Origin of the sequence: Mucilaginibacter kameinonensis, from assembly GCF_003675385.1 — a bacterium.
Classification (GTDB): Bacteria; Bacteroidota; Bacteroidia; order Sphingobacteriales; family Sphingobacteriaceae; genus Mucilaginibacter; species Mucilaginibacter kameinonensis.
The window spans coordinates 176,350-200,751 of record NZ_RCWZ01000005.1; the positions used below are offsets into that span (position 1 = coordinate 176,350).

A 24,402-nucleotide genomic window follows, 5' to 3' on the forward strand; every position below is an offset into this window, starting at 1 on the left:
GCTTTTTAATCCAGGCTGAATATCATAGTTATTACACCGGTATTGCAGCTCTATTTTAAAATCCCTAATATTACGGAAACCAACAATATCTGCCAAACCTATGAATGAAATAAAATCACCATTACCTCAAACAACTGGTGGGCGCATTAAATCTATCATTGGAGGTTCGCTGGGTAATTTGGTTGAATGGTATGATTGGTATGCTTATACCGCTTTTTCCCTTTATTTTTCGGATGCCTTTTTCCCTTCAGACAATCAAACGATACAGCTTTTAAACACAGCGGGCATCTTTGCCATCGGCTTTTTGATGCGGCCAATTGGTGGCTGGGTGATGGGAACATTTGCCGACAAGCGTGGGCGTAAAACAGCACTTACATTTTCTGTTTTGCTCATGAGTGTTGGCTCATTAATAATAGCTATTACGCCGGGTTACAAGTCAATTGGTGTTGCTGCACCCATATTATTGGTATTAGCCCGTATTATCCAGGGATTGAGCGTAGGAGGAGAGTACGGAACCAGCGCCACTTATTTGAGCGAAATGGCCACTAAAAAACATCGTGGTTTTTACTCAAGCTTTCAATACGTAACGCTTATTATGGGACAATTGCTCGCTTTAGGTGTGCTGGTTTTATTGCAGCGGGCGTTTTTATCTGAAAAACAATTGCACGACTGGGGTTGGCGCATTCCTTTTGGTATCGGTGCAATACTGGCAGTCACCACCATGTATTTAAGGCGGAGTTTACAGGAATCATCCTCATTTGAAAAAGAGGGGACTAAACCGAATGCGCTGAACGGCACCATAAAAGCTTTAACACAACACCCTAAAGCTGTATTTACGGTAATTGGATTAACAATTGGCGGTACACTGGCGTTTTATACTTTTACTACCTACATGCAGAAGTTTTTGGTTAATACCTCCGGCTTCAGCAAAAGCGACGCTACTTTGATCTCGACCTTAACCTTAGCGGTATTTATGGTGATACAACCCTTATTCGGTTTACTGTCAGATAAAATTGGTCGCAAGCCGTTGCTTATTGGCTTTGGAATTTTGGGGACACTTTGCACTATCCCTATTATGACAACGTTAAGCCATACCAAAGACGTATGGGGCGCTTTTATACTAATTCTTTGCGCGCTGATCATTGTAAGCGGATATACGTCCATCAATGCCGTTGTTAAAGCCGAACTATTCCCGGCTAATGTGCGTGCGCTGGGCGTAGGTTTTCCGTATGCTATAGCTGTATCGTTGTTTGGTGGCACTGCCGAATACATTGCCTTATGGTTCAAAAATGAGCATCATGCGCAATGGTTTTACTGGTATGTAACCATCTGTATCGCGTTGTCGTTGATTTTATACATCACCATGAATGATACGCATAAGCACTCGAAAATAGAGGATGAGTAATCTGAATCAGAATTTACAGAATTTTAGAATTGACAAAATGAAAAAGGAGACAGGGGGTGAGTAAACTAAATATTACCCCATTGTTAATTAAATATTTATATACTGTTTAGGGTAGAATTCCTGATAATAATTCTGCTAATTCTTGAGTTCTGTAAATTCTGATCCTGACACTTGTTAATAAAAAGTATTAATTTTGCCCGTTCATCACGAGGGACAACCCTTAAATTTATGACTGAAACAAGCAATTTATTTCAACTGGCGGTAACATTACTGCAACAACTGATATCTATTCCATCGTTTAGCAAAGAGGAAGACCGCACTGCCGACCTGATCAACGAATTTTTGCAATCGCATGGTGTAACAACTCATCGCAAGCTTAATAACATCTGGGCATGGAATAAACATTTCGACCCTGCTAAAGAAACTATCCTGCTTAATTCGCATCATGATACTGTTAAGCCTAATTCGGGCTATACCCGGGATCCATACGATGCCAAAATTGAAGATGGTAAACTTTATGGCCTTGGTAGTAATGATGCCGGAGGGTGCCTTGTATCGCTTATAGCGGTTTTCCTGTATTTTCATGATAAGGAGAACCTGAAATATAATTTCTGCTTAGCTACAACTGCTGAAGAGGAAATATCGGGCGTAAACGGCCTGGAGTTGATCATTCCTGAACTCGGCCAGTTATCATTTGGTATTGTAGGCGAACCAACCCTGATGCAGTTAGCCATCGCCGAGCGTGGGTTAATGGTATTGGATTGTACTGCTCACGGTCGTGCCGGGCATGCCGCGCGTGAAGAAGGAGAGAACGCTATTTACAAAGCCTTAACGGATATTGAATGGTTCCGCAGCTTTAAGTTCCCTAAGGAATCGGAAGTTTTTGGGCCGATAAAAATGTCGGTTACTATTATCAATGCCGGCTCTCAGCATAACGTTGTGCCTGCAAGCTGTGTTTACACTGTTGACGTGCGTGTTACCGACGCTTACCGTAATGAGGAAGTATTGGAAATTATTCGCGAGCACGTTGTAAGTGATGTACAACCACGCTCTATCAGGTTAAAGCCATCATCTATCCCTAAAGAGCATCCAATAGTTCAGGCTGGCATATCACTTGGCCGTATCACTTACGGTTCGCCAACAACCTCCGATCAATCATTGCTGGATATCCCATCAATAAAAGTGGGCCCCGGTGATTCTGCCCGCTCGCATACTGCCGATGAGTTTGTTTATGTAGATGAGATTCGTGAAGGGATAGAGCTCTATATAAAAATGCTGGAGAAGATTAATTAAGAAGATTTAAAAATCAAAAAGGCGTCATTACAAGGAACAAGTAATGACGCCTTTTATATTATATGGCTCCTATTAACTACTTAACAGGCGTCGGCCTCGTCGGAGTAAGGGGGATCAACCCTTTGAACATCTTGGCACCGTCGCCGGTAAGCCTTAGGTAATAATCAGATGAGCAGGCTGTTCCGTCTTCATCTAATGTAACAAACGATGATCCTGCAGGTACAAAATCCTGGCTTTCGGCTGTTTTGGCTATCTGGTTTCCTTCGTTATATTCGTCAAACATGGAAATATAAAGGCCTTGCGCACCTACGCTTTTCATGTTAAAGAACTGACGCCACATAAAATCACCATGCACACGCTGATGTTCCTGCAAGTCGCCGGGCAGGATACATGGTTGATAATCCATGCCATGGGCCTTACAATAAGCAACATCCGGGCGGTTAACTGTTCCGTAAAAATTGTCCGATTCGCTTTTATTACCGATACGCCCAACCATCCAGGGTGAGATCATATCAAGTGCGCTATAAGCACTTAAAAAGGCCGGTCGCGAATCACTGTCTTCAGTACGCCAGTGTGTAGGAACGCCTCCGATAACGTAACAACCTTTGCTTTTAAACCAGTTAATCACATCCAGGCATTGAGCGGCGGTAAAGGGATGGTTTTCATCGCTGAAGCCAAAACCCCAGATACATACAACAGGTTTGCCATTTTGCTTGGCATAGGCTGTAGACGAAGTGTAAACCGACATTTTGCTGGTCCAGTCAGTTTTTATCTCCGACTGCATGTTTTTCCATCCGCTTATATCGTACATAATGTAAAACTTAACGCCATTTGCTTCTGCAGCTATTTTGGTTTTCGCTGCCATCGCGTCGCGTACGGGGCCTTCCAGGCCGCTTGGATTAAAACGTTGCAATGCCGCGCCGTCAATTCCATATTGTTTCATCCACTTAAACTGTACATCAATAGTTTGATCAGAAAATGATGAAAATACATTGGCTGGTTGACCGTTATTCAGGTTGGCATATTTGGTAGGGAAGGTGTTTGTGTAGTCACGTACGTCGGGCCATGATTTGATGGCCGTGTTGGTTGGCGATGGTTGCTCTTCCCAGGTTTGGGCCCAATGCCAGTAACGGTTAATAGGGGATCCGTCGCCGATGGCCGCAAACCAGCCCTGGTATCCAACAATTACTTTTCCTACCACATCACCAACCGGCGATGGGGTAAGGTCTATCGTATCTTTGGGTTTATCTACCGGTGTAACATCGCCGCCTCCGCTGCCGCCTTTTTTTGAGCAGCTCAACGTCAGCGCCACGACTACAACAAGGCAAAGATTTGTTGGATATTTACTTATGATATTTTTCATAGCATATTGATTAATAACATGATATAGTTTGCTATTTTTTGAAAGATGTAGGTTCGACCATTTTAATGGAACCATCGGCATTGTAGTAAAGCTTATCTACACTGATAGACCTTAACCAATCCTCATGCGATAACGCGCTGGTATGATAGAATGAATACCATTGACCTTTGTACTGCACAATAGAACCATGATTGGTATAACTATCGGTTGGATCCATGTAAATGCCGCCATATGTCCAGGGGCCAAGGGGGCTTTTACTGGTGGCGTAATTCATCCGGTTATGTTTACCGTTTACATCATGGTTATCTGAGTATGAAAGGTAGTAAATGCTATTGCGTTTATGTACCCAGCTGGCTTCATGGAAATCTTTAAGGCCTTCCATGGTTTTCATTTCGCCGTCAATTTCCATCATATTATCTTTTAGTTTGCCACCTTTGCAGGTACCGCCGCCACCATAATAAAAGTAGGCCTGACCATCATCGTCAATAAAGACGCATGGATCTATCATAGATTCAAGGCCTTTGATATAACCCTGAACAGTAAAACCGCTCGCCGGGCTTTTGCTGGTTGCAACGCCAATTTTCCAGCTCTCATTCCATTTGGTATCGCTTGGATGCGGGAAATAAAAGTAATAGGTACCGTTTTTATAAGCACAATCAGGAGCCCACATAAAGCCACCTTCTTTACGCCCCCATGGTACCTGGGCTGCGCGAAGGATTTCACCGTGATCTTTCCAATGAACCATATCATCGGTAGAGAAAACATGGTATTGGTCCATCAAATCACAACCTCTTGCAGGATAAATATCGTGTGAGGCATAAACATACAAACGGCCATCAGCCCAAACGTGAGCAGATGGATCGGCGGTATACATACTCCTGATAAATGGATTGCCGGTGGTATCGGTCGTAGCTTTTTCCTTTTGTTCGGCTTTTTCCTGTGCTTTGGTGCAGCTGGCTCCGGTAAGCACAAGTGCTATGGCAAGCGCGGCGGGCAAAGCTTTTATTGTTAATGGTTTGAATAAAGTGGTTAAATTCATTATGATATTACTGTTATTAAAGCCGGCCGAAGTTTATACCTACAGCCGGCTTTTATTAGTTAGGATTGGGGAATAATTATTTGGAGATGAACTTCAGATCGTCAACACCGCTTATTAGGTCAGTATGATCTTTGGTTTGGGTAAAGAAAAAGATCCTGAAATGGTTGATCTTGGTGTAATCGGCTCCGCCATCGCCGGTTTTAATGGACTTATCAAAATCAAGTGTGATCTGGTTCCATCCATTTTTGAGCGTTGGTATCAATGGTGCTACATCCCATGCCGATTCATGATCGTCTGATTTGCCCGAACTGGTGATCTCGATAGAGCCATCGGCTTTAAGTAACGAAACATCTGAAACATACCACCAGAAAGTGAACCTGCCATCCGCGGATCCGAAAGATGTATTAATTGGCGGATCAACATCCTTAATGAACTGCATAAAATCACTTCCGTTAGCAATGGTGTTTTTCAAATAGCCTGCACCTTCTTTTTGCCCGCTGGTTGCAATAGTTGGTGTACCAACAGTTTGCCAACCATCAGCTTTGTCAGCGTTGTCAAATACCACCGGTGGTGGGGCCGGAGCCGCCCTAAACACCAGGTCGTCGACCCCAGTTACCAGATCACCATGATCTTTACTTGTTGTAAAAAAGAAGATCCTGAAGTGATTGATGGCCGAATAATCGGCACCGCCATCGTTTGTTTTAATGGCCTTGCTGAAATTTAGCGCAATTTCGTTCCATCCATTTTTAAGTGTTGGTATCAATGGGGCCACATCCCAGGCAGATTCGTTGACATCAGATTTACCTGAACTGGTGATCTCGATAGAACCATCAGCTTTCAGCAATGAAACATCCGATACATACCACCAGAATTTAAACTGGCCATTATTGCCGGTTAGCTTAGTATCAAGAGGGGTAGACAGGTCCTTGATAAACTGCATAAAATCGCTGCCGTTGGCTATGGTATTTTTTAAGTAGCCGGCACCTTCCTTTTGCCCACTGGTAGCTATACTTGGCGTACCAACAGTTTGCCAACCATCAGCTTTGTCAGCGTTGTCAAAGGATATCAATGTTGGATCTACTGTAGGCGGAGCAGTAGTATCCGGTGGGGGCGGCTTCAGGTATGAAGTATCACGTGATACATATTTTTCTTTTTTGCAGCCTGCAGCAATCAGGCCTATCATGAGGATGGAGCAAGCCATCATTGTTTTATTGAATTTCATTTCCTTTTTGGTTTTAGGTTAACTTTTAGGAATATCTACCTGTACTATCTCCGAAAAATTTGAGCTGTTGAAGCTATCGCTCAAACGGACGCCAACCCGCACAAAAAACGTGCGGCCCGGAATAAGATTGGGTACGGTAAGTGTTATCGATTTTTCGGCAGCGCTCATATCAATAAATGCCTTGTTGATGGTTTTGGCGTTCAGGTCCGAAAAGTCACGGATAGAAGCGCCTGTACCTACCAGTTTAGTGGTATTTACATATGGCTGCACATCTTTGATGGTTGGCAAACCGGCAATAATAGGGGCATCAATATCAAATGTGAGGGTAAGTGTAGTACCGGTTAATGTATGGGTGAAGTTTTTGATCACGATGTACGGCGTAACTGTAAAGTCATGCTTGGTACCTTTATCAATGTTAACTGTCACAGTATCCGTAACGGGCCAGAATGCACCACCGGTAGGCACAATTTTATATCCGCCTTTAAACAATTTACTATCCTCATAAGTACCATCAAATTTGCTTGGAATGGTTTGCGGCGTTGTCCAGCCTATTTGTTGTAGTTTGATAGTAGTGCTGCCGCCCGAGGTAAGTAGATTGCCGCCCTCAGATGATAATATATTGCCTTGCAACGAAGCATTAGGGCCATCATAGTTATCTGTTTTTGTACATGCAGAACTTGCCAGTATAGCTATGCCCACCAAAATTCTACCAATCAGATTTTTCATATCTTTAACTTTTAAATTCTTAATAATTAGGGTTGTTAGGAAGCAGGTTAGGGTTTTTGCCAATTTCGCCACCAGGGATAGGCTCATAATAAAACTGCTTTTGGAAAGTGTATTCCCTGTTAAACAGTTCGGGCTCGGCCAGGAAAATGTATTTGTTTTCGTTTAATACATAGTATGGCATCAAACCTTTAAAGTGTGCGCGGTCAAGTACCACATCGGCAATGCGCCATCTTTTTAAATCCCAATAGTATTGGTTCTCAAAAGCAAGCTCCATGCGGCGTTCCTTGCGTACTTTATCCAAATCGATAGAACCATACGGCGTTGCACCGGCACGGCTTCTGAGCAGGTTAATAGAGGTTAACGCATCACCGTTATTGCCTAATTCTACAGCGGCTTCGGCACGGTTCAGCAGAATCTCGCCATAACGCAGGTCAATCCATGGTTGTTCGCTGCGGTTCAGGTCAACAGATGCCTGAGGCTTGTTGTAGTCAACATATTTGCGAACATAGAAACCTGTACGGGTAAGCTCGTCACCGCCAGTCCATGGACCGGTAAAGCCGATAACCTGCTTGCCCTGGTAAAGGGTTTTAGTATCGCCTGCAAGGATGTAGGAGCGTGAGTTGGGTTGTTTGGCAACTTCGGCAGCGGCAGTACCACTGAACGAAGGGTAAATACCGCGTTGCATATCAAACATCAGTCCCCTTAACATAGCGCCCGGGAAGTAAATAGTAGCCAGTAATCTTGGCTCAAGTCCCTGCATGATTTCGGCGCGGCTATTGAAACGTTTAGGAGTGCCATCATCATTAGTTACACTCAGGTTGCCCCAAAGCTGTACCAGGTCAAGCGTAGGGTATGAGCGAGACAGCGCATTGGCCGTAAAGTAACGCGGCGACATGGTATCGTCCCAGCTGTGTGCTGTATGGTTAGCGATAGAATATTGCTTAATGAAGATGTTTTCGGGACTTGGTTTTAAAAACAGGTCGACATAGTTTTGTACTTTATCCGAATTGGCATTGTAAAGCGAATAATGGCCATCTAACAGTTTAGCAGCATCATAAGCGGCCTGAAAATAGGTGTTGGCCTTGCTTCCCGGAATACCTACAAGACCTTGCGCGCGTGCCGGACCGTCAACAAAATTGGTTGAACCGTATTTTGCGATACATGCCGCATATAACATTACCCTTGATTTTAAAGCGGCGGCAGCATATTTGTTTGCGCGGCCCGCATCGCTTGTTTCAGGCATCATCTGGTAACCAAGGTCAAGCTCTGCACCGATGAAATCCCAGGTGGCTTCCTCTTTATCGCGATGAACCTGTAATTCAGATAATGGGGCCGCCGGGTCCTGAGGTTCTTTAATGATTGGCACACCTCCATAACGTTTTGCCAATCCGAAGTAATAGTAAGCCCTTAAAAAGTGTGCTTCGCCAAGTAGCGCGTTTACTGTGTTTTGAGTTAAGGCTGCCGTATGTTTGGGTAGCTCGGCAATGAGAGTGTTCACATTCCTGATGTCGCCGTATGGCCAGTAGCCAAAGCCTCCGCCTATATCCATGCCACCAAACGGACCAACCTCTTCGCCGGTAACAGAGGCCGAGTTATAAAAGTTTTCCCAGTCGTTACCACCTGTTTTGAAGCCCTGATCCGGACGATATTTGAAATCCTCGATGGGCAAATTGGTATAAATGGTTGCTAAAAATGACTTAACGCCAGCCTCGCTATCGTAAATAATGTTTGGCGTAAAAATATTGGTAGGCGGGATATCTAATTTTTGGCAGGAGGTTACCGAAGTACCTACACCGACAGAAATTGCTATAATGAGTTTATGTAATTTTTTCATGTGTTAAATGATTTAAAATGAAACGTTAGCACCCAGGTTAAAGGTCCTGTTCATTGGGTAGGTGTAACCGCCAAGGGCTTTGCTGAAATCATTGTTATCTCTCGGATTAGGTCCCTGGTGTTCCGGATCGTAATTCTTTAATCCGGTGAATGTTAGCAGGTTGTAGCTGTTTACATAAACCCTGAATTTTTTAACCCCAATGGCTTTCAATACAGCAGGAGACAGGGAATAACCTAATTCAAGTGTTTTAACACGCAGGTAACTGGCATTTTGGATGGCCTTTGTGCCCTGTGCAGATGGAGAACCCATAGCCGGATAATATCCGGGTACCCATTGCGTGTTCGGATCAAATACGTTTGCTGAAGGATCAACCGTGTGCCAGCTATCCAGGAAGCGGGTTAAGGCACTTCTGTTGTACATCAATGGCTCGGCAAACTGCTCGCCGTATTGTACATAAACGCCTGCGGCTCCCTGCAAAAGCATGTTGAGGTCAAAGCCTTTGTAGCTTACACCTATAGTAAGGCCGTAGTTATACAACGGGATATCGGTGGTGGCAATAGGGTGACTGTCTTTATCGTCAATTACACCGTCATTGTTCCAGTCCTTGTAGTAGTAATCACCGGGGATAGTGTTGTTATTACCACCGCCTGTATTTACACCATAGTTGTAAATCTGGTTGTATGAGGTAAACTGGCCTGCATATTCAGGACCCCACCAAACGTTTTGATACCTGTTGGTTTGATTTTCTTTCCAGTTCAGGTATTCGTTACCCGATTGGCCACGAAGTACTTTTAATGCTTTTAGGCGTGTTGTACCGATGTTACCAGATACGTTTAAGCCAACCTGGCCAAAGGTGTTACGGTATGAAAGGTTAAAGTCCAGACCCTGAACTCTGTCGCTATTATAGTTGATTTGTGGTACAGCCGCACCTACAGTACCTGGTAACGCTACCGAAGGCTGGGCAGGCAAACCGGTTCTGTCGTTCCTGAAAACCTCGATTGTACCGTCTACTTTACCGCCAAACAGGCCAAAGTCAACAGCGATGTTTTTTATTGTATTTACAGACCAGGTTAAACCGGCGTTACCCAATTTTGGGGCCGAGCCGTTAACGGCACTTGAACCGAAGATGTAGCTGTTTACCGGATAGGTATAACCGTTTACATAGTTAAATGCAGGGGCATTTGCTTCATCGCCGGTTTGACCATAAGAAGCTCTGATTTTTAAGTTGGTAAGTATATTTTCGGAAACCAGACTGCGGAAGAAGTTTTCTTTAGTTAAAACCCATCCGATAGACCCACCCGGGAAAAAGCCCCATTGGTCGGATCCTGGTTTATAAAGGTTGTTACCATCACGGCGGAAACTGAATTCGGCCAGGTATTTACCTTTGTAATCGTAATTTAAACGGCCTATGATACTTCTGTGTGCGCGATCTTGCAGTGCGTTTGGATCCATACCACCTGCCATGTTAGAGTTTTGCAAACCACCAAACAGGTAATCAACCGGGATTTCTATATCCCTGTAAGCGTTAAAGTTATCGGCAGTTTCATGACTTTGCTCATAGGTAGCCATGGCGGTTACGTTATGATCTTTAGCAAAAGTATGGGCGTAATTTAATGTTAACTGGCTTAAGGTATTTAAGTGCGTGTAATACTGGCGGGTGATACCGGCAGGCGAGTTTACTAAGCTTGGAATGTATGTATCATTATCGGCTTTGTAAGTATACAGAGAGAATGACCTTCTGACGATATTGTTATCTGCAGTGCCATAATCAATGTTGAACAATGCTTTGGCAGTTAATCCGGTTACGCCGGGAATATCATATTGTAAATTTAACTGACTGGTAATGTTTTTGTTCCGGAAACGCTTTGAACCTACTTTATTGGCATCTGTAATGATAGATGGGTTCATGTTATCATCAATTACAGCCGGATAAAGTGGATTGTCATTAGCATAGATCTGGTGGGTTGGGATCTGGTTCCAGGTATATTTATAAATGGTCCATTCATCGGTATAAGGAAGGTTTTTCTCGTCCATCCAGGCCGATGTTAATACCTGTGCCCTTAAACCTTTAGTGATGGTTGCTGTAACGTTTGAACGGAAGTTGTATTTATTATAATTCAGACTGCCGGTTTTAAATACGCCATCCTGCTTTTGATAACCGAAGTTGAAGAAGTAGCTGATCTTATCATTACCACCATCAATATTCAGGTTATGCTGTATCTGGTTGGCTGTTTTCTTGAAAACCATACCAATCCAGTCGGCTGATTTGTAAGTGCCGTCAAGCCATGGTTTAATGTCGGCATAGGAGAATTGCGGAGTAACATTGTGCACAAAGTTATTAGCGAAATCACGTTTTACTTTTTCGTTGGTTAGCAACATATAATCAACAGCGCCAACACCTTCTGGCATACCCAAAAATGTTTGTATCGCATCGTTAACCGAGTAATTGATATTGATCTTACCATTTTTGCCGCCTTTTTTGGTGGTAATAATGATGGCACCGCCAGCCGCACGCATACCGTAAATAGAGGCAGCCGCGTCTTTTAACACCGAAATGCTTTCAATCTCATTCGGGTCCATACGGCCAATGGTCGACTGGTCACCGCCGATGATACCGTCGATAACAACCAGTGGAGCGCTTTGATACCCCCGTATGTTCAGGTTGTTTGCATATGAACCCGGCTCAGCAGTAGTTTGAACAATACGCACACCGGGTATTTTACCGGTAAGCATATTGATAACGCTTTCGTTTTTGGTTGTGGTGATCTCCTTGCTTTGCAGCGTAGCGATTGAACCTGTAATGGTGGCCCTTTTTTGCGTACCATAACCAACAACTACAACTTCCTCAAGGCTTTTATTGGTTGTTTTTAAGGCGATGGTACCATCTTTAATATCCTTAATAGCTATTTCCTGGGTTACATAACCTATGTATGATACCTGCAGAATTGCGTTCGGGCCGGGCACCTGCAGCTGGAATTTTCCCGCTACATCTGTAATAGCACCGGTATTTGTGCCTTTGATTTTTACACTTACCCCCGGAAGTGTCGACCCATCGGTTAAGTCTATTACTTTTCCGTTTATGGTAGTTTGTTGGGCTAACAAACTAAGCGGGAAAAGGAAGAAAAGTATAAGTAAGTATTTATATTTTTTCATATCGTCTCTCTTTGATGATTGTTTAAGGTTAAATTGATCGTTACCCATGTAGGGTAATAAATAGCGCATGCAGCGGCAAGCCTTACGGCGGGTTGGGGTCGTAGTAATACATGGTTTAAAAGAGTTGGTTAAAGCAGCGCCTTGTTGCGGTTATGCGATGAAAAGCACTGTTGTTGGTTTATAATTTCATGTACAAAACAACAGGCAGGCATTAATAAAAAATAAATAATACATTAATAAAGGCCGTATTAACGCCCAAAAACGCGGTTTTATGAACTTTTTTGCAATCGATTGCGAAAAAAATGGCTTTATTTAAGAATAATTTGATTTTTAATGATAGGGGAGATGGGTTGATACATTTTTAACAAAAGGTGATACGGATTAGCAGGTATATAATTATCGGCGCCAAGAAACGAAACCAGGCCGTAAATAATGTGATACATGGCATTGATTCTTGGCGAAAAAATGTAGTTTTAAAATCCGTAACCAATAAACTTATACACCCTTATCTTAATGCCCTTTAAATACCCCTGTCTGCTTGCCGCAAAAACGTTATTAATTGTTGTGTTTTGCTTAACTACGTGTTTTTATGCAGCTGCACAAAAAAAGAACGCGGGCTATAAGTATCACATCCGCAGGGCTGCTTCAGCTATTAATGTTGATGGGGTGATGAATGAGCAGGCCTGGATGCAAGCTGATTCTGCCGGCGACTTTTTTATGGTATTGCCTATGGACACCAGCAAGGCTACTGTTAAAACCGAAGTGCGGATGACTTATGATGATAAAAACCTATACATCATTGCCATCAATTACAATTCCGTACCCGGTCCTTACATGGTTGAGTCCTTAAAGCGTGATTTCAACTTTGTGAAGAATGATAACTTCCTGATCTTCATGGATCCTTTTGACGCCCGAACCGATGGTTTTAGTTTTGGAGCAAACGCGGCAGGAGGGCAATGGGATGGCAGCATGTATGAGGGAGGCAAAGTTGACCTGAGCTGGGATAACCGCTGGTATTCGGCAGTGAAAAATTACCCTGATAAGTGGATCTGGGAGGCGTCTATTCCTTTTAAAAGCATCCGCTATAAAAAAGGGATCAAGGAGTGGGGGATCAATTTTAGTCGTAACGACCTTAAGACAGCCGAAAAATCGAGCTGGACACCAATCCCGAGGCAATTCCCCACAGCTTCATTGGCGTATACCGGTACCTTGGTTTGGGATGAGGCCCCGCCAACGGCGAGTAGTAACGTATCTATAATCCCGTATGCGCTTACCGGTCTGTCTAAAGATTATCAGCATAATACCAAAACCGAATACAAACATGAAATAGGTGGGGATGCTAAGATCTCGGTTACGCCATCGCTAAACCTGGATTTAACGGTTAATCCTGATTTTTCGCAGGTAGATGTTGATCAGCAGGTAATTAACCTGAATAGGTATGAACTGTTCTTCCCCGAAAAACGGCAGTTCTTTTTAGAGAATGGAGATCTGTTCGCCAATTTTGGATATTCAGATATCCGCCCGTTTTTTTCACGGCGGATTGGATTGAATGTACCCATTGATTTTGGCGCAAGACTTACCGGTAAACTGGATAAAGACTGGCGAATTGGCGCTATGGATATTCAAACCGGCGGCTCGGGAAGTGTGCCTCAAGCTCCTGAAAATTATGGTATTATCACGCTGCAAAGGCGGGTGCTTGATCGTTCCAATATCGGTTTTTTGTTTATCAATAAAGACGCTACAGCAAATATCCCTGGTACCAATACCGGGTCGGCTGCTTATAACCGGAATATCGGCGCGGAGTTCAACCTGGCATCGCGCAGTAATATCTGGACGGGTAAGGTATTGGCCTTAAAGTCGTTTACGCCGGGGGTAAGTGGTCATGACTATGTGGTGTCTGATCATTTTCAATACCTGAGCAAATATTGGACAGTGTACATGCAGGAAGAATACGTTGGGAAAAACTATAACGCCGAAGTTGGTTATGTGCCCCGCGTTGGCTATATCAAACTAAGCCCGTTGCTGCTTCGTAATTTTTTTCCTAAGCAGGGGAATATCCTGAGCCATGGTGTTCAGCTTACTTCTAACTACTTTTTTGATGAGTCGTTTCATCGTACCGATAATGAAAGTATTCTGTCATACCTTATCACTTTCCGCAATCGGGCAACGTTATCCGTATCGGGCATAAATGATTATGTAAGGTTGTTAAAACCTTATGATCCTACTAACATAGGTAAAGGCCTGTTGCCAACAGGGTCTGAACATAACTGGAACACTATCGATGTTCAGTTTGTATCCAAGCCGCAAAATGTATTTACTTATTTGCTGGAGGCATCACATGGGGGGTATTATGATAAAGGAATCCGTAACAGCATTACGAGTTTAATAGGCTATCGCTTTCAGCCTTATGTAAATATCGCTATCAATACCTCATTCAACGACTTAAGGCTGCCGCAACCTTTCGGACATAACACCTTTTGGCTGGTAGGGCCGAAGGTTGATGTTACTTTCACCAATACGCTGTATTTTACCACCTATGTTCAATATAACCAACAGATAGATAATATCAATATCAACACCCGGCTGCAATGGCGTTATAAACCGGCATCGGACTTATTTATTGTTTATGGCGACAACACCACACCATCTCCTTATACGGTAAAAAACCGCCAGCTTACTTTAAAGTGGACCTACTGGTGTAATCTATAGTAGTATTGTTATAAAACAAGTGCCGCCGATCGCTGTTCGGATATTAGTTTGATATCTACCTGAAATGAAAAAACTCATCATATTTGATTTGGACGGCACCCTTGCCGAAAGTAAGGCCGCGCTTGACCAGGAAATGGCCGCACTTTTAACCAATTTGATGAAAGTTGCAAAAGTGGCCATTATATCGGGTGGCGACTGGCCCCAGTTTGAAAAACAGGTACTATCAAACCTGCTCGGCAAAAAATCAATTAAAAACCTGTCCATCTTACCAACCTGCGGCACCAAATATTATCAGTATAAAAAAGGTAGTTGGAAGAAACTTTATTCAGAAGATTTTACAGATACAGAAAGGCAGGAGATTGTCAGTAAATTAAATGAAGCCATTGATGCCTCCGGTATTAAATTCAGGAAAACATGGGGCGATCAGATAGAAGATCGCGGCAGTCAGATTACATTTTCTGCATTGGGCCAGCACGCGCCATTGGATGAAAAGAAAAAGTGGGACCCCAAATACGCCAAACGTAAAAAGATTAAAGCCATATTGGATAAAACGCTCTCTGGATTTTCGGTGCAAATTGGAGGGGCTACCTCTATTGATATAACAAAGCCGGGAATTGATAAAGCTTATGGCATTCATAAGTTGCAGCATACATTGGAGATTAGCATCAAGCAAATGATTTTTATAGGCGATGCTTTGTTTGAGGGAGGTAATGACCACCCGGCCCGTACAACCGGAGCGGATTGTATTCAGGTGCGCGACCCGGAAGAAACCAAGCGGGTTATTGAGGGAATAATCCTGTGCCTGAAGTAGTAGCACTACTGCCTGAAATGTTAATTAAAAGTAAAGCGTATAATTTACACTTAATCGGGCGCCGAAACTACCTATCTTTGCGGTATGGAAGCAGGATCGAGTATAAAAAGCCGAACGTCATCAATCGCATTAGAAATTGCAGGGTTTGTTAAGTTTACGTTTATCGGATATTTTACGATTGGACTAAGTCTTGGAGTTCTTCCCGTTTTCATACACAATCAGTTAGGCTATAATGCCATGATGGCTGGTGTGGTTATCAGTCTGCAATACCTGAGCACCTTTTTATTCAGGGGCTACGCCGGGAATATCATTGATAAAAAGGGCCCAAAAACGGCTGTGCTTTCCGGGACGGCGGGCTTTGCAATTAGTGGCTTGTTTTTGTTTGTCGCCTTTTTATTTAAAGATCATCGCGAACTATGTTTAGGGCTTATAGCACTTACACGGCTTGTGACAGGCTTTGCAGAAGGGTTAATAGGCTCAAGCCCGATAAACTGGAGTATCAACACAGTTGGTGAACAAAATACTGCAAAGGCGATATCTTATAATGGTATTGCGAGTTACGGAGGGCTTGCAATAGGTGCTCCCGTAGGCATATTGCTTGATAATAACTACGGCATCGCCGGTATCAGCATTGTAGTTTTTATACTTGGAATTGGCGGTTATTTATTGGCCAAAAGAAAGGCCGATGCATTGATCAAAAGTTCCGAGCAACGGAAATCATTCGTTTCGGTACTTAAAACGGTTGCGCCCTACGGCATCTGTCTAACCCTTGCTGCTTTGGGTTTCGGGACTATCTCTACATTTATAACCCTTTATTACGCTTATCTCAACTGGGCCAACGCGGTACTTTGTCTTTCGGTATTCAGCGTTTTCTTTATTCTGGGGCGTTTAATATTTGCCGGAGCAATTGATAATTACGGAGGTTTAAAAACATCCGTAGCATGTATAGCACTGGAGTCGGTAGGGCTAATGGTACTTTGGCTGGCTAATATGCCTGAAGTTGCGCTGATAGGCGCAGGCATAACTGGCTTGGGCTTTTCGCTGGTTTTTCCGGCGCTTGGAGTGGAGGCAGTAAAGTTAGTGCCAGGCTCAAACAAAGGGGCTGCATTGGGTGCCTATGGTTTGTTCCTGGATATTTCGCTTGGGCTAACCGGGCCATTGGTAGGCGGGGTAGCAAGCCACTTCGGGATGCTTTATATTTTTCCGTTTAGTATGGGGATGGTGCTGTTAGGCCTCTTGCTGTGTTTAGTAATTGGCTGGAAGTTAAAAAGCTTCCGGGCCTAAAACCGGTTAATCAATTTCATACTTTTCATAAGGAATTTCAAAGCTGAATGTACTTCCTTTGCCTGCATCGCTTTTTACGCTGATATTTCCTTTTTGCAGTTCGATCAATTGCTTGCAGATATATAAACCAAGGCCGGTGCCGGTATTACCTTTTGCCGAGTTAGTTTGATAGTATTTTGAAAACAGGTTAACCTGCTGTTCCTGGCTGATACCTGCTCCTGTATCAACAATATTAACAGTTAACCCACCTCTACCACCAGCTAATTTTAGCGTGGCATTAATTTTAACGTTACCCGTCTCGGTATATTTAATGGCATTGCTTACAAGGTTCACGATAATCTGTTTAAGTCTGAAACTATCGCCTAAAACTTCGGCTTCCGGGTCGCCCTGGAAATCATAGCTTAATTGCAGTTGTTTCTTATCTGCGCTGAATGCCATACTTTCAATTACCTCCTTCAACGTTTTGTCCGGGCAAAAAGGATCATTGTGGATCTTCAGTTCGCTACTTTCCATTTTAGCGGCATCAAGCGTATCATTAAGGGTTTGCAGCAACAAGTCGGATGATGCCCGCACAGTACCCAGCATTTCTGATTGTTTTGGCGTAAGCGTAGTTCTGCTGAAAATATACAGGAAGCCATTTATGGAAGTAAGCGGGTTACGGATTTCATGGCTCATGTGCAGCAGGAGATCCATTTTTTGGCGCGCTATCATTACAGCGCGTTCGTTTTCCTTCAATAAAAGATCTTCGGATTGGCCCAGTTTAACAACAAATACAATCAGCAATACGGCAAAAGCCAGCAATAGCAAAAGCGCGCTCAGGTAAAGTTTGTTCAGTAAGCTTGTTGTTTCCAGGTAGCTGTTAAAAGCCAGGCCTTTAAAGGCGTCGGTTAAGCTATAGTTGATATCCTTAATGGTGCTGATCAACTGTTCCATTTTATGGGTGATCCGCATGTTAAGGGCAATAAGCTGCCTTTGTGTTTCCTGCAATTTAGAGTTGCTTTGTTGTAACTGCTTCAGCTTATTCAGGTAGTTTGATTTATCTTTAGTACGAAGCTTTTGGGTAACCGAGTCAACATAAATCCGCGTACGGTGATTAATGACAACGCCCCCGGATCCGCTTGCATAGGCGTTTTTGTTTTTTATAGCTTCTTTTATCCTGGCAAAAAAACCCTTTCTTTTTAGTTTACCTTGCTGGGTGATAGTATCCGTGCTGTTTTGAACTTTTTGGCTGCTTTTTACAGCAAGCTTATTTTGAGCAGTTGCAAGATTAAGGTCAGAAGAGGTTGTTAGCAGTGAGTCAAAGTCATGCCGGGCGGAGAGTAGATCAGCAGAAAGCTTTATTTTTTGATCATGCCATGCATGGAGTTGTTTACGCTGCTCCGGATTTAGTTTGGCAGTATCATGCTGCATATTTAACAGCGTATCAATTTCGGCAAAAGCTAATGAAAGCTTGGCCTGATATGCTTTACTTTTAGCCGGGTCGCCATCTACCAATGATGATTGAAACAAATCCTCGGCCTGGTGAAGTAGTAAAAGGGCCTGCTGCGGTCTGGAATTATTAAGATCCATGAGGTGCGATACCTGGGCTGTATGAGCCAGTCTTTCGGCGATCTTGTCCCTTACAAAAAGAGCCGCAATAACTAAGATTATGGTGAAGGCTAAAAAAGCAAGCAGTATCTTCCTTGATAAAACGTTCATATAGTTATAGTTATCAATAGGCCGTAAATTACTGATTGAAGAACCTGATAAAGCCCGGCATTGATATTTTGAGGAACAATGATAATGATAAAAATGATACAATCAACCGTTGTTAGCTCAATAGCATGCCGTTAGTTTTTGTACCTACTTAATATTTAACCGGCGATTTATGAAATGATTTTCGTAAATGTTAAACACCACAGATATTATCAAAAAAAGAAGATTGCTTTAACCACAGGTTATAAAATAAAAAGCCTGATAATTTTTTAATTATCGGGCTTTTCTGAAAATTAGCTGCAATAAACGCGCTATTCAACAATAATAACATTTACAAATTCTTCGGGATCATTGTTGATATCCATATACTGCTTAAAATTCTGAATATCCTTATCAACCATATTTTTGAATACAGGGTTTAGTATTTTAGCTATGCCCGCGCCCACACCACCGGCTGGCGGCTGATAGCTGATGACAACATCGACGATGGTGCCCTGACCATCTATGGTATCCTGAAAGCGGACTTTACCTGCGTTATTGATCGTGGAATCGGAAAGCGAGCTCCATCCAATCATTTCGTTAGGCTCATCATGCACAATTTCGGCATGCCAGCTAACAGTAGCTACATTTTTAGGTAATTTCAGCGTCCAATGTGAATACTTTGAATCGATTACTTCTACGCTTTCCAGGTGTTTCATGAAAAGCGGTAAATTATCCAGTTTACGCCAAAATTGGTAAACTTTTTCCCTCGGTTTATTAACTGTAAATGACGACCGGATATTGACGTTTATTGGATTGGTTGATAGTTTGCCAATACGTTTATAAAGTTCGCAATGACCGGTAATGCCCCGGTTTAAAAGGTACCCGCCGGCTCCAATCTTTACGATGCTTGCAAGCGGATTTTTAAAAATGTTTTTAAAGCCCGAAAAACCAAGTTTCATCCCGCCGGCTATGGAGGTAAAACGCTCCGGCCAGTTCAGGTTAATACGGTCGTCGCCGTAGAGTACGGGGTAATTGTCGGTATATTTTACTATCGTAGTTGCCATAGGTTTTAAATAATTGTCGTTTTTAGAACACCTTTGACGCTACTAAGTTTTCCTGAAGTGAATTTTATTGCTTATTGCTATAGCTGAATTTAAATTTAGTTAAATCGGGTAAATGCTTTTTGGGACGTTTTAATTCATATTGATATATGACTTGTCCAAGGTTTTTCAGGAAAGGCAGGCAAACCGTTGTATACTCATATTTATTATCATTCAATATACCATCTTCGTTTGACTGAACAACCGCGCTAAGCAGAAACTCCACCTTATTTTTAAAGTCGACTATATAGGCGTTGTCAATATCATAACCATAGCTGTCACCAACTTTATTAAAGATCCTGATATCGGGATTTATTACAGCCGTACTATCGCCTCCATAAAATAGAAACTTACAAAATGCCGGAAAGTATTCGGGCCGGTTATAAGTAGGTTTTATATTTTCGGTGGGGAGGGTGCTCATATAGCGATAAATGAAGCGATAATCATCCGCCGTTAAATCAAATTGTTGTGCTTTTGGAAAAGTTTCCGGAAACAGCAGTCGTTTAAGAACCATCTGTTGATCGGCAAGGGAATAAACGTTCTTTTCGGAAAAGTCAAGTGGTTTATTAACCAGCCGGTCACTGCTATCTAAATAAGCTTTGCCCTGCAGCATATTTTCCAAATGCATAGGATAGTTTAAAGCATCATAAAGCTCGGGCTTGTGATAAACCAGTTTATCGCCATTGTAAAAATCAATGGGGTTGCTATGCCTTGTACTTTCACCCGCGTCGCCAATGGCCAGGCGGCCCACAATGCGGGTATTGTTCAGCCCGTATTTCTTGAGCTTTTGGTTGATCTCTGCCCGGCCAATAAATTCATAAAGCCTGTTATAAGCATCATTGTCGCTTACCAGCAAGATCTTTTTGATATAATTTTCGATACTGGGTAAACCGCTTGAAGACGACGTATCTACCTTAACTTTAGTTTGACCAGCAAATGAGCTATCGGTAATCATTACCGATCTGCGGTTTAAACCTTTTGCTTTTAACCCGTTTAACTTTTCAAGCGCAAATATGGCAGTAGGTAGTTTTACGGTGCTGGCGGGGTAAAAATAGTGATGAGGATTAAGGCGATAGCTATACGTTGTAAAGTGTGGGGTATTGTTTTTGTCCCTGTCTATCCGGGTATATATAATTTGTACTTCGTTTTGCGTAGTATGATTTAATACGCCGGAAAATAAATCAAGATGGTTATTTAGCAGGCCCTTCAGAAAAACGGTATCAGGCTGTTGGGCAAAGCTGCAGAAAGCCTGCATCAGCAGTAATAAAAAGAAGAAACGTTTCATTCTGCTAAATATAACTATGTAGTTTGAGGTTAACAGATACTTATTGTACTTTTACGGCGCTTTAGGTTTCATTAAACTATTTTTTTAATGAATTAAAAGGGAATACGGTGTAAGTCCGTAACTGTCCCGCAGCTGTAAGCTCCGTAACCGTTGCCAATCTATAAGTCACTTTCTGTAAACAGGAGGGAAGACCAGGCAAAATGGGGAGTAAGTCAGAAGACCTGCCAAGGCGTTATATTTATTCACAGCTTTCGGGGATTGAAGCTTGAATGTGAATGCTCTTCATTTGGTGTGTTTTCATTTCAAAATCTTCCAACAATTGAGTTTTGTCGCGGATATGAAAAAACGCTTACCTGTATTTTTTTACAAACAACGCTTACCTATAAAAGGATGTAGTTTGTTATTAGTATTTACACAGGTAGCGTTAGGCAGCAAGGCTTTGGCCCAATCAGATACCACAAAGAAACTTAATGAAGTTAAAGTATCATCGTCGGCTATTCCTCAAATTCAAAGCTCGGCCCCCGCGCAATCGATATCTACCGCTGATTTTAAACGAACCGCATCATTTAACGTGGCTGATGCCATCCGGAATTTTGCCGGCGTTAATATTTCCGATTACGGTGGCATTGGCGGCTTGAAGACTGTTTCGGTACGCAGTCTTGGCGCCGATAATACGGCGGTTTTGTACAACGGTGTGCAGCTTAATGATGCGCAGAACGGGCAAATTGATCTCAGCAAGTTCAACCTGAACAACGTTGAAGAAATCGTTTTATACAACGCTCAGCCAACTGATATTTTGCAAACGGCCCGTGCTTATGCCTCGGCCAATGTACTTGCCATTAAAACTATTCATCCGGTATTAGATGAGCGGAAACCTTACAATATCATAGCCGGAATTAAAGGCGGTTCTTTCGGACTGGTGAACCCTTATTTGCAATGGCAGCAAAGGCTCAGCAAATATTGGTCGTTAGTTATAAACAGTTCTGTTCAGGAAGCCAACGGAAGATATAAATATCGAGAGGCTGGCGATGGTTCTGATACCCTGGCAACCCGTAAAAATGGGGATGTACACGTTCAGCAGGCAGACGGCGGCTTATATTGGGCAAAATCGGATAGTGATAAATTCAACCTTCAATTTAATTTTTATAATTCAAAGCGAGGATTACCCGGGCCGGTTGTTTATTATGCAGCTCCTACCAACCAAAGGCTGCAAAACCGAGACTTTTTTATCCAGTCGGGTTATTTGCATAAGGCGGTTAGTGGTTTGCAGTTATTAATTAATGCAAAATACGCGCATAGCTATGTACGGTATCTTGATACAGGTGTCTACAATAACAGTGGCTTAATTGACGAGCATTATCGCCAAAACGATTTTTATTTGTCGGGAGCATTAGCATACAATCTAACATCTGATTGGAAAATCTCTTATTCTTCAGATGCTGATATTAGCAACCTGCAATCTGATATTTATAAATATGCTTTCCCAACCCGTACAAGTTTATTCAATGTTATAGCCACAGATTTGAATATAGGGAAATGGCGTTTACAGGCTAATTTGCTGAATACATATATTCATGACGAGGTTAAAAGCGGGCCGGCGGCTGCGTCACGGTCGGCATTTACGCCTGCGGTTATTGCTACTTATAAGCCATTTACAAGTCAAAACCTGCTTTTAAGGGCTTATTACAAAAGCACCTTCCGCAACACCACTTTTGCCGAGCAATATTATTATGCCATTGTACCACGATCTCTAAAGCCGGAATACACAGATCAGTATAATGTCGGCGCCGCTTACACCAAAAGCCTTGTCGGTATTTTTGATTATATCAACATCAGCGCCGATGCATATTATAATCATGTAAAAGACAAGATTTCCTATATCCCGACAAGATCGCCGGAAACACCTTCCGTTGTCAACTTGGGTAGAGTAGATATTAAAGGACTTGACGTTATAATAAAAAGTGGATTTAAGCCATTTTACAATTGGAAAGGTTTGTTGAGTGTAGCTTACACCTATCAGCAAGCGCTTGATGTAACCAACCCGACTGATCTGTATTATCTGGAACAGATCCCATATACCCCAAAACATACACTGGCGTTAAATGCCGGCTTCACGCACAAGCAGTTTGGGATATATTATAACGAGATCTTTTCGTCATCAAGATATCAGAACAGCAATAATGTCCCCGAATATTATCTGCCCAAGTATTCGGTAAGCGATGCCTCATTTGTATATAGTTTCCTGGCGGGCTTAAAGCCGGTTACAGCATCTTTTGAAGTAAACAACCTGTTTAATAAAAACTATGCTGTGATAAGCAGCTATCCAATGCCCGGCAGATCATATCGACTCACATTTCAAATTACTATTTAATACATAACACATGAAATCACTTAAACTCCAACATTTATTTATAGCCTGTGCTGTTGCTACTACCCTGGCATCATGCCATAAGGATAAAAAGGTTGTACCCGATGATAAACCAACCGCAGAAAGAGCCGGCTTGTACGTTTTAGATCAGGGTAACCTTGGTTCGCCAAACAGTGCTTTAACTTATTATGATTACACCTCTAAAAGTTTAACTGCCGATATTTTCCAATCGGCTAATAGCAAAGGTTTGGGCAATACAGCTAACGACCTTAAAATATACGGTGCCAAAATGTATATCGTGGTGGATAAATCAGGCACTGTTGAGGTGGTTAATCCTAAAACAGCAAAATCAATTAAACAGGTACTTTTTCAAAACGCAGATAAATCATCGCGCGAGCCACGCTCAATAGCTTTTTATAAAGGCAATGCGTACGTTACGCTGTATGATAACAATGTTGCTGTTTTAGATACCGCGACGCTTACAGTAAGTAAATATATCCCGGTTGGCCGCAACCCGGAGCAGCTGGCTGTTAGCAACGGTAAATTGTACGTGGTTAATGGTGGTGGCTTAAGCTATCCTGACGTAGATAAAACTGTATCTATTATCGATTTGACAACTTTAGCAGTTACCAAGACCCTTGAGGTTGGCGTAAACCCATATGCTGTGAGTGTTGATAGCTATGGCGATGTTTTTGTTCACTCTTACAATTTATATCCGGCCAATCCTGAGCTGACTATTATTGATAGCAAAACAGATGTTGTTAAATCAAAAACCGACTTTGCAGGCGGTCCGTTTTCAATCAATGGTGATGTTGCTTATTATATAGCTTCAGACGGAACGGTGAAAACATACGATGTAAAAAATCTGAAAGCCCTGTCGTCAAATTTTGTTACCGATGGCACAACCTTTACCAGCGCTTATGCCGTAGTAGCTGATACGCAAACAGGCGAAGTTTTTGTTACCGATGCCAAAGATTATAAATCAAACGGTTTGGTATTTGCCTTTGATAAAAATGGTAAAAAAGAATACAACCTCACTACCGGTATTAACCCGGGAAGCGTTGTTTTCGTAAACAAGTAATATAGCCCTGTTTTTATTTACAGAATATCAGTAATTTTACCCCATATATTAA

The 24,402-nt window shown here is 42.5% G+C and carries 16 protein-coding genes and 1 riboswitch; of the genes, 7 read left to right on the top strand and 9 right to left on the bottom strand.

Annotated features, from left to right (window positions below):
• The first annotated feature begins 100 nt into the window (after positions 1–100).
• Positions 101–1,405: an MFS transporter gene (locus EAH55_RS23865; RefSeq protein WP_121811874.1), complete on the top strand. Its 1,305-nt coding sequence runs from the start codon at positions 101–103 to the stop codon at positions 1,403–1,405.
• Positions 1,406–1,633: 228 nt separating this feature from the next.
• Positions 1,634–2,698, top strand: coding sequence for a M20 family metallo-hydrolase (locus EAH55_RS23870; protein ID WP_112575491.1), 1,065 nt, complete (start codon positions 1,634–1,636; stop codon positions 2,696–2,698).
• Between the two features lie 76 nt (positions 2,699–2,774).
• On the opposite strand, the gene EAH55_RS23875 is transcribed toward EAH55_RS23870, so the two are convergent.
• The 6 genes from EAH55_RS23875 to EAH55_RS23900 all read right to left on the bottom strand — a co-directional run bounded on the left by EAH55_RS23875 (position 2,775) and on the right by EAH55_RS23900 (position 12,035).
• Positions 2,775–4,061 carry a glycoside hydrolase family 71/99-like protein gene (locus EAH55_RS23875; protein WP_208644922.1) on the bottom strand — a complete coding sequence of 429 codons (1,287 nt, stop codon included), beginning with the start codon at positions 4,059–4,061 and terminating at the stop codon, positions 2,775–2,777.
• Positions 4,062–4,092: 31 nt separating this feature from the next.
• Complete coding sequence (locus EAH55_RS23880; protein WP_121811875.1) at positions 4,093–5,100, bottom strand: family 43 glycosylhydrolase; 1,008 nt, start codon at positions 5,098–5,100, stop codon at positions 4,093–4,095.
• A gap of 76 nt (positions 5,101–5,176) precedes the next feature.
• Positions 5,177–6,322 (bottom strand): hypothetical protein, encoded by a 1,146-nt coding sequence (locus EAH55_RS23885; protein WP_121811876.1) that lies wholly within the window; start codon positions 6,320–6,322, stop codon positions 5,177–5,179.
• A gap of 18 nt (positions 6,323–6,340) precedes the next feature.
• Positions 6,341–7,048 (bottom strand): DUF3823 domain-containing protein, encoded by a 708-nt coding sequence (locus EAH55_RS23890; protein ID WP_162997014.1) that lies wholly within the window; start codon positions 7,046–7,048, stop codon positions 6,341–6,343.
• Positions 7,049–7,067: 19 nt separating this feature from the next.
• Positions 7,068–8,882, bottom strand: a complete 1,815-nt coding sequence (locus EAH55_RS23895; protein ID WP_121811878.1) for a RagB/SusD family nutrient uptake outer membrane protein — start codon at positions 8,880–8,882, stop codon at positions 7,068–7,070.
• A gap of 12 nt (positions 8,883–8,894) precedes the next feature.
• Positions 8,895–12,035, bottom strand: coding sequence for a SusC/RagA family TonB-linked outer membrane protein (locus EAH55_RS23900; RefSeq protein WP_121812434.1), 3,141 nt, complete (start codon positions 12,033–12,035; stop codon positions 8,895–8,897).
• 513 nt (positions 12,036–12,548) lie between these two features.
• Between EAH55_RS23900 and EAH55_RS23905 the strand changes: the two genes are divergently transcribed.
• The 3 genes from EAH55_RS23905 to EAH55_RS23915 all read left to right on the top strand — a co-directional run bounded on the left by EAH55_RS23905 (position 12,549) and on the right by EAH55_RS23915 (position 16,839).
• A complete protein-coding gene (locus tag EAH55_RS23905) occupies positions 12,549–14,744 on the top strand; it encodes a carbohydrate binding family 9 domain-containing protein (protein WP_121811879.1) in 2,196 nt (731 codons plus the stop codon).
• 64 nt (positions 14,745–14,808) lie between these two features.
• The gene (locus EAH55_RS23910; protein ID WP_121811880.1) at positions 14,809–15,555 is read left to right on the top strand and encodes an HAD-IIB family hydrolase; all 747 of its coding nucleotides are present in this window, start codon (positions 14,809–14,811) and stop codon (positions 15,553–15,555) included.
• Between the two features lie 84 nt (positions 15,556–15,639).
• On the top strand, positions 15,640–16,839 hold the full coding sequence (locus EAH55_RS23915) for an MFS transporter (RefSeq protein ID WP_121811881.1): 1,200 nt from the start codon (positions 15,640–15,642) through the stop codon (positions 16,837–16,839).
• 6 nt (positions 16,840–16,845) lie between these two features.
• On the opposite strand, the gene EAH55_RS23920 is transcribed toward EAH55_RS23915, so the two are convergent.
• The 3 genes from EAH55_RS23920 to EAH55_RS23930 all read right to left on the bottom strand — a co-directional run bounded on the left by EAH55_RS23920 (position 16,846) and on the right by EAH55_RS23930 (position 20,901).
• Positions 16,846–18,537, bottom strand: a complete 1,692-nt coding sequence (locus EAH55_RS23920; RefSeq protein WP_121811882.1) for a sensor histidine kinase — start codon at positions 18,535–18,537, stop codon at positions 16,846–16,848.
• A 308-nt stretch (positions 18,538–18,845) separates the two neighbouring features.
• Positions 18,846–19,580 carry an SRPBCC family protein gene (locus EAH55_RS23925; protein WP_112575499.1) on the bottom strand — a complete coding sequence of 245 codons (735 nt, stop codon included), beginning with the start codon at positions 19,578–19,580 and terminating at the stop codon, positions 18,846–18,848.
• Between the two features lie 64 nt (positions 19,581–19,644).
• Entirely contained in the window at positions 19,645–20,901 is a 1,257-nt protein-coding gene (locus tag EAH55_RS23930) for a serine hydrolase (RefSeq protein ID WP_121811883.1), read from the bottom strand.
• 45 nt (positions 20,902–20,946) lie between these two features.
• A riboswitch (cobalamin riboswitch) is annotated at positions 20,947–21,144 on the top strand.
• A 94-nt stretch (positions 21,145–21,238) separates the two neighbouring features.
• Between EAH55_RS23930 and EAH55_RS23935 the strand changes: the two genes are divergently transcribed.
• Entirely contained in the window at positions 21,239–23,272 is a 2,034-nt protein-coding gene (locus tag EAH55_RS23935; protein ID WP_121811884.1) for a TonB-dependent receptor plug domain-containing protein, read from the top strand.
• Between the two features lie 10 nt (positions 23,273–23,282).
• A complete protein-coding gene (locus EAH55_RS23940) occupies positions 23,283–24,350 on the top strand; it encodes a YncE family protein (RefSeq protein WP_121811885.1) in 1,068 nt (355 codons plus the stop codon).
• The last annotated feature ends 52 nt before the right edge of the window (positions 24,351–24,402 follow it).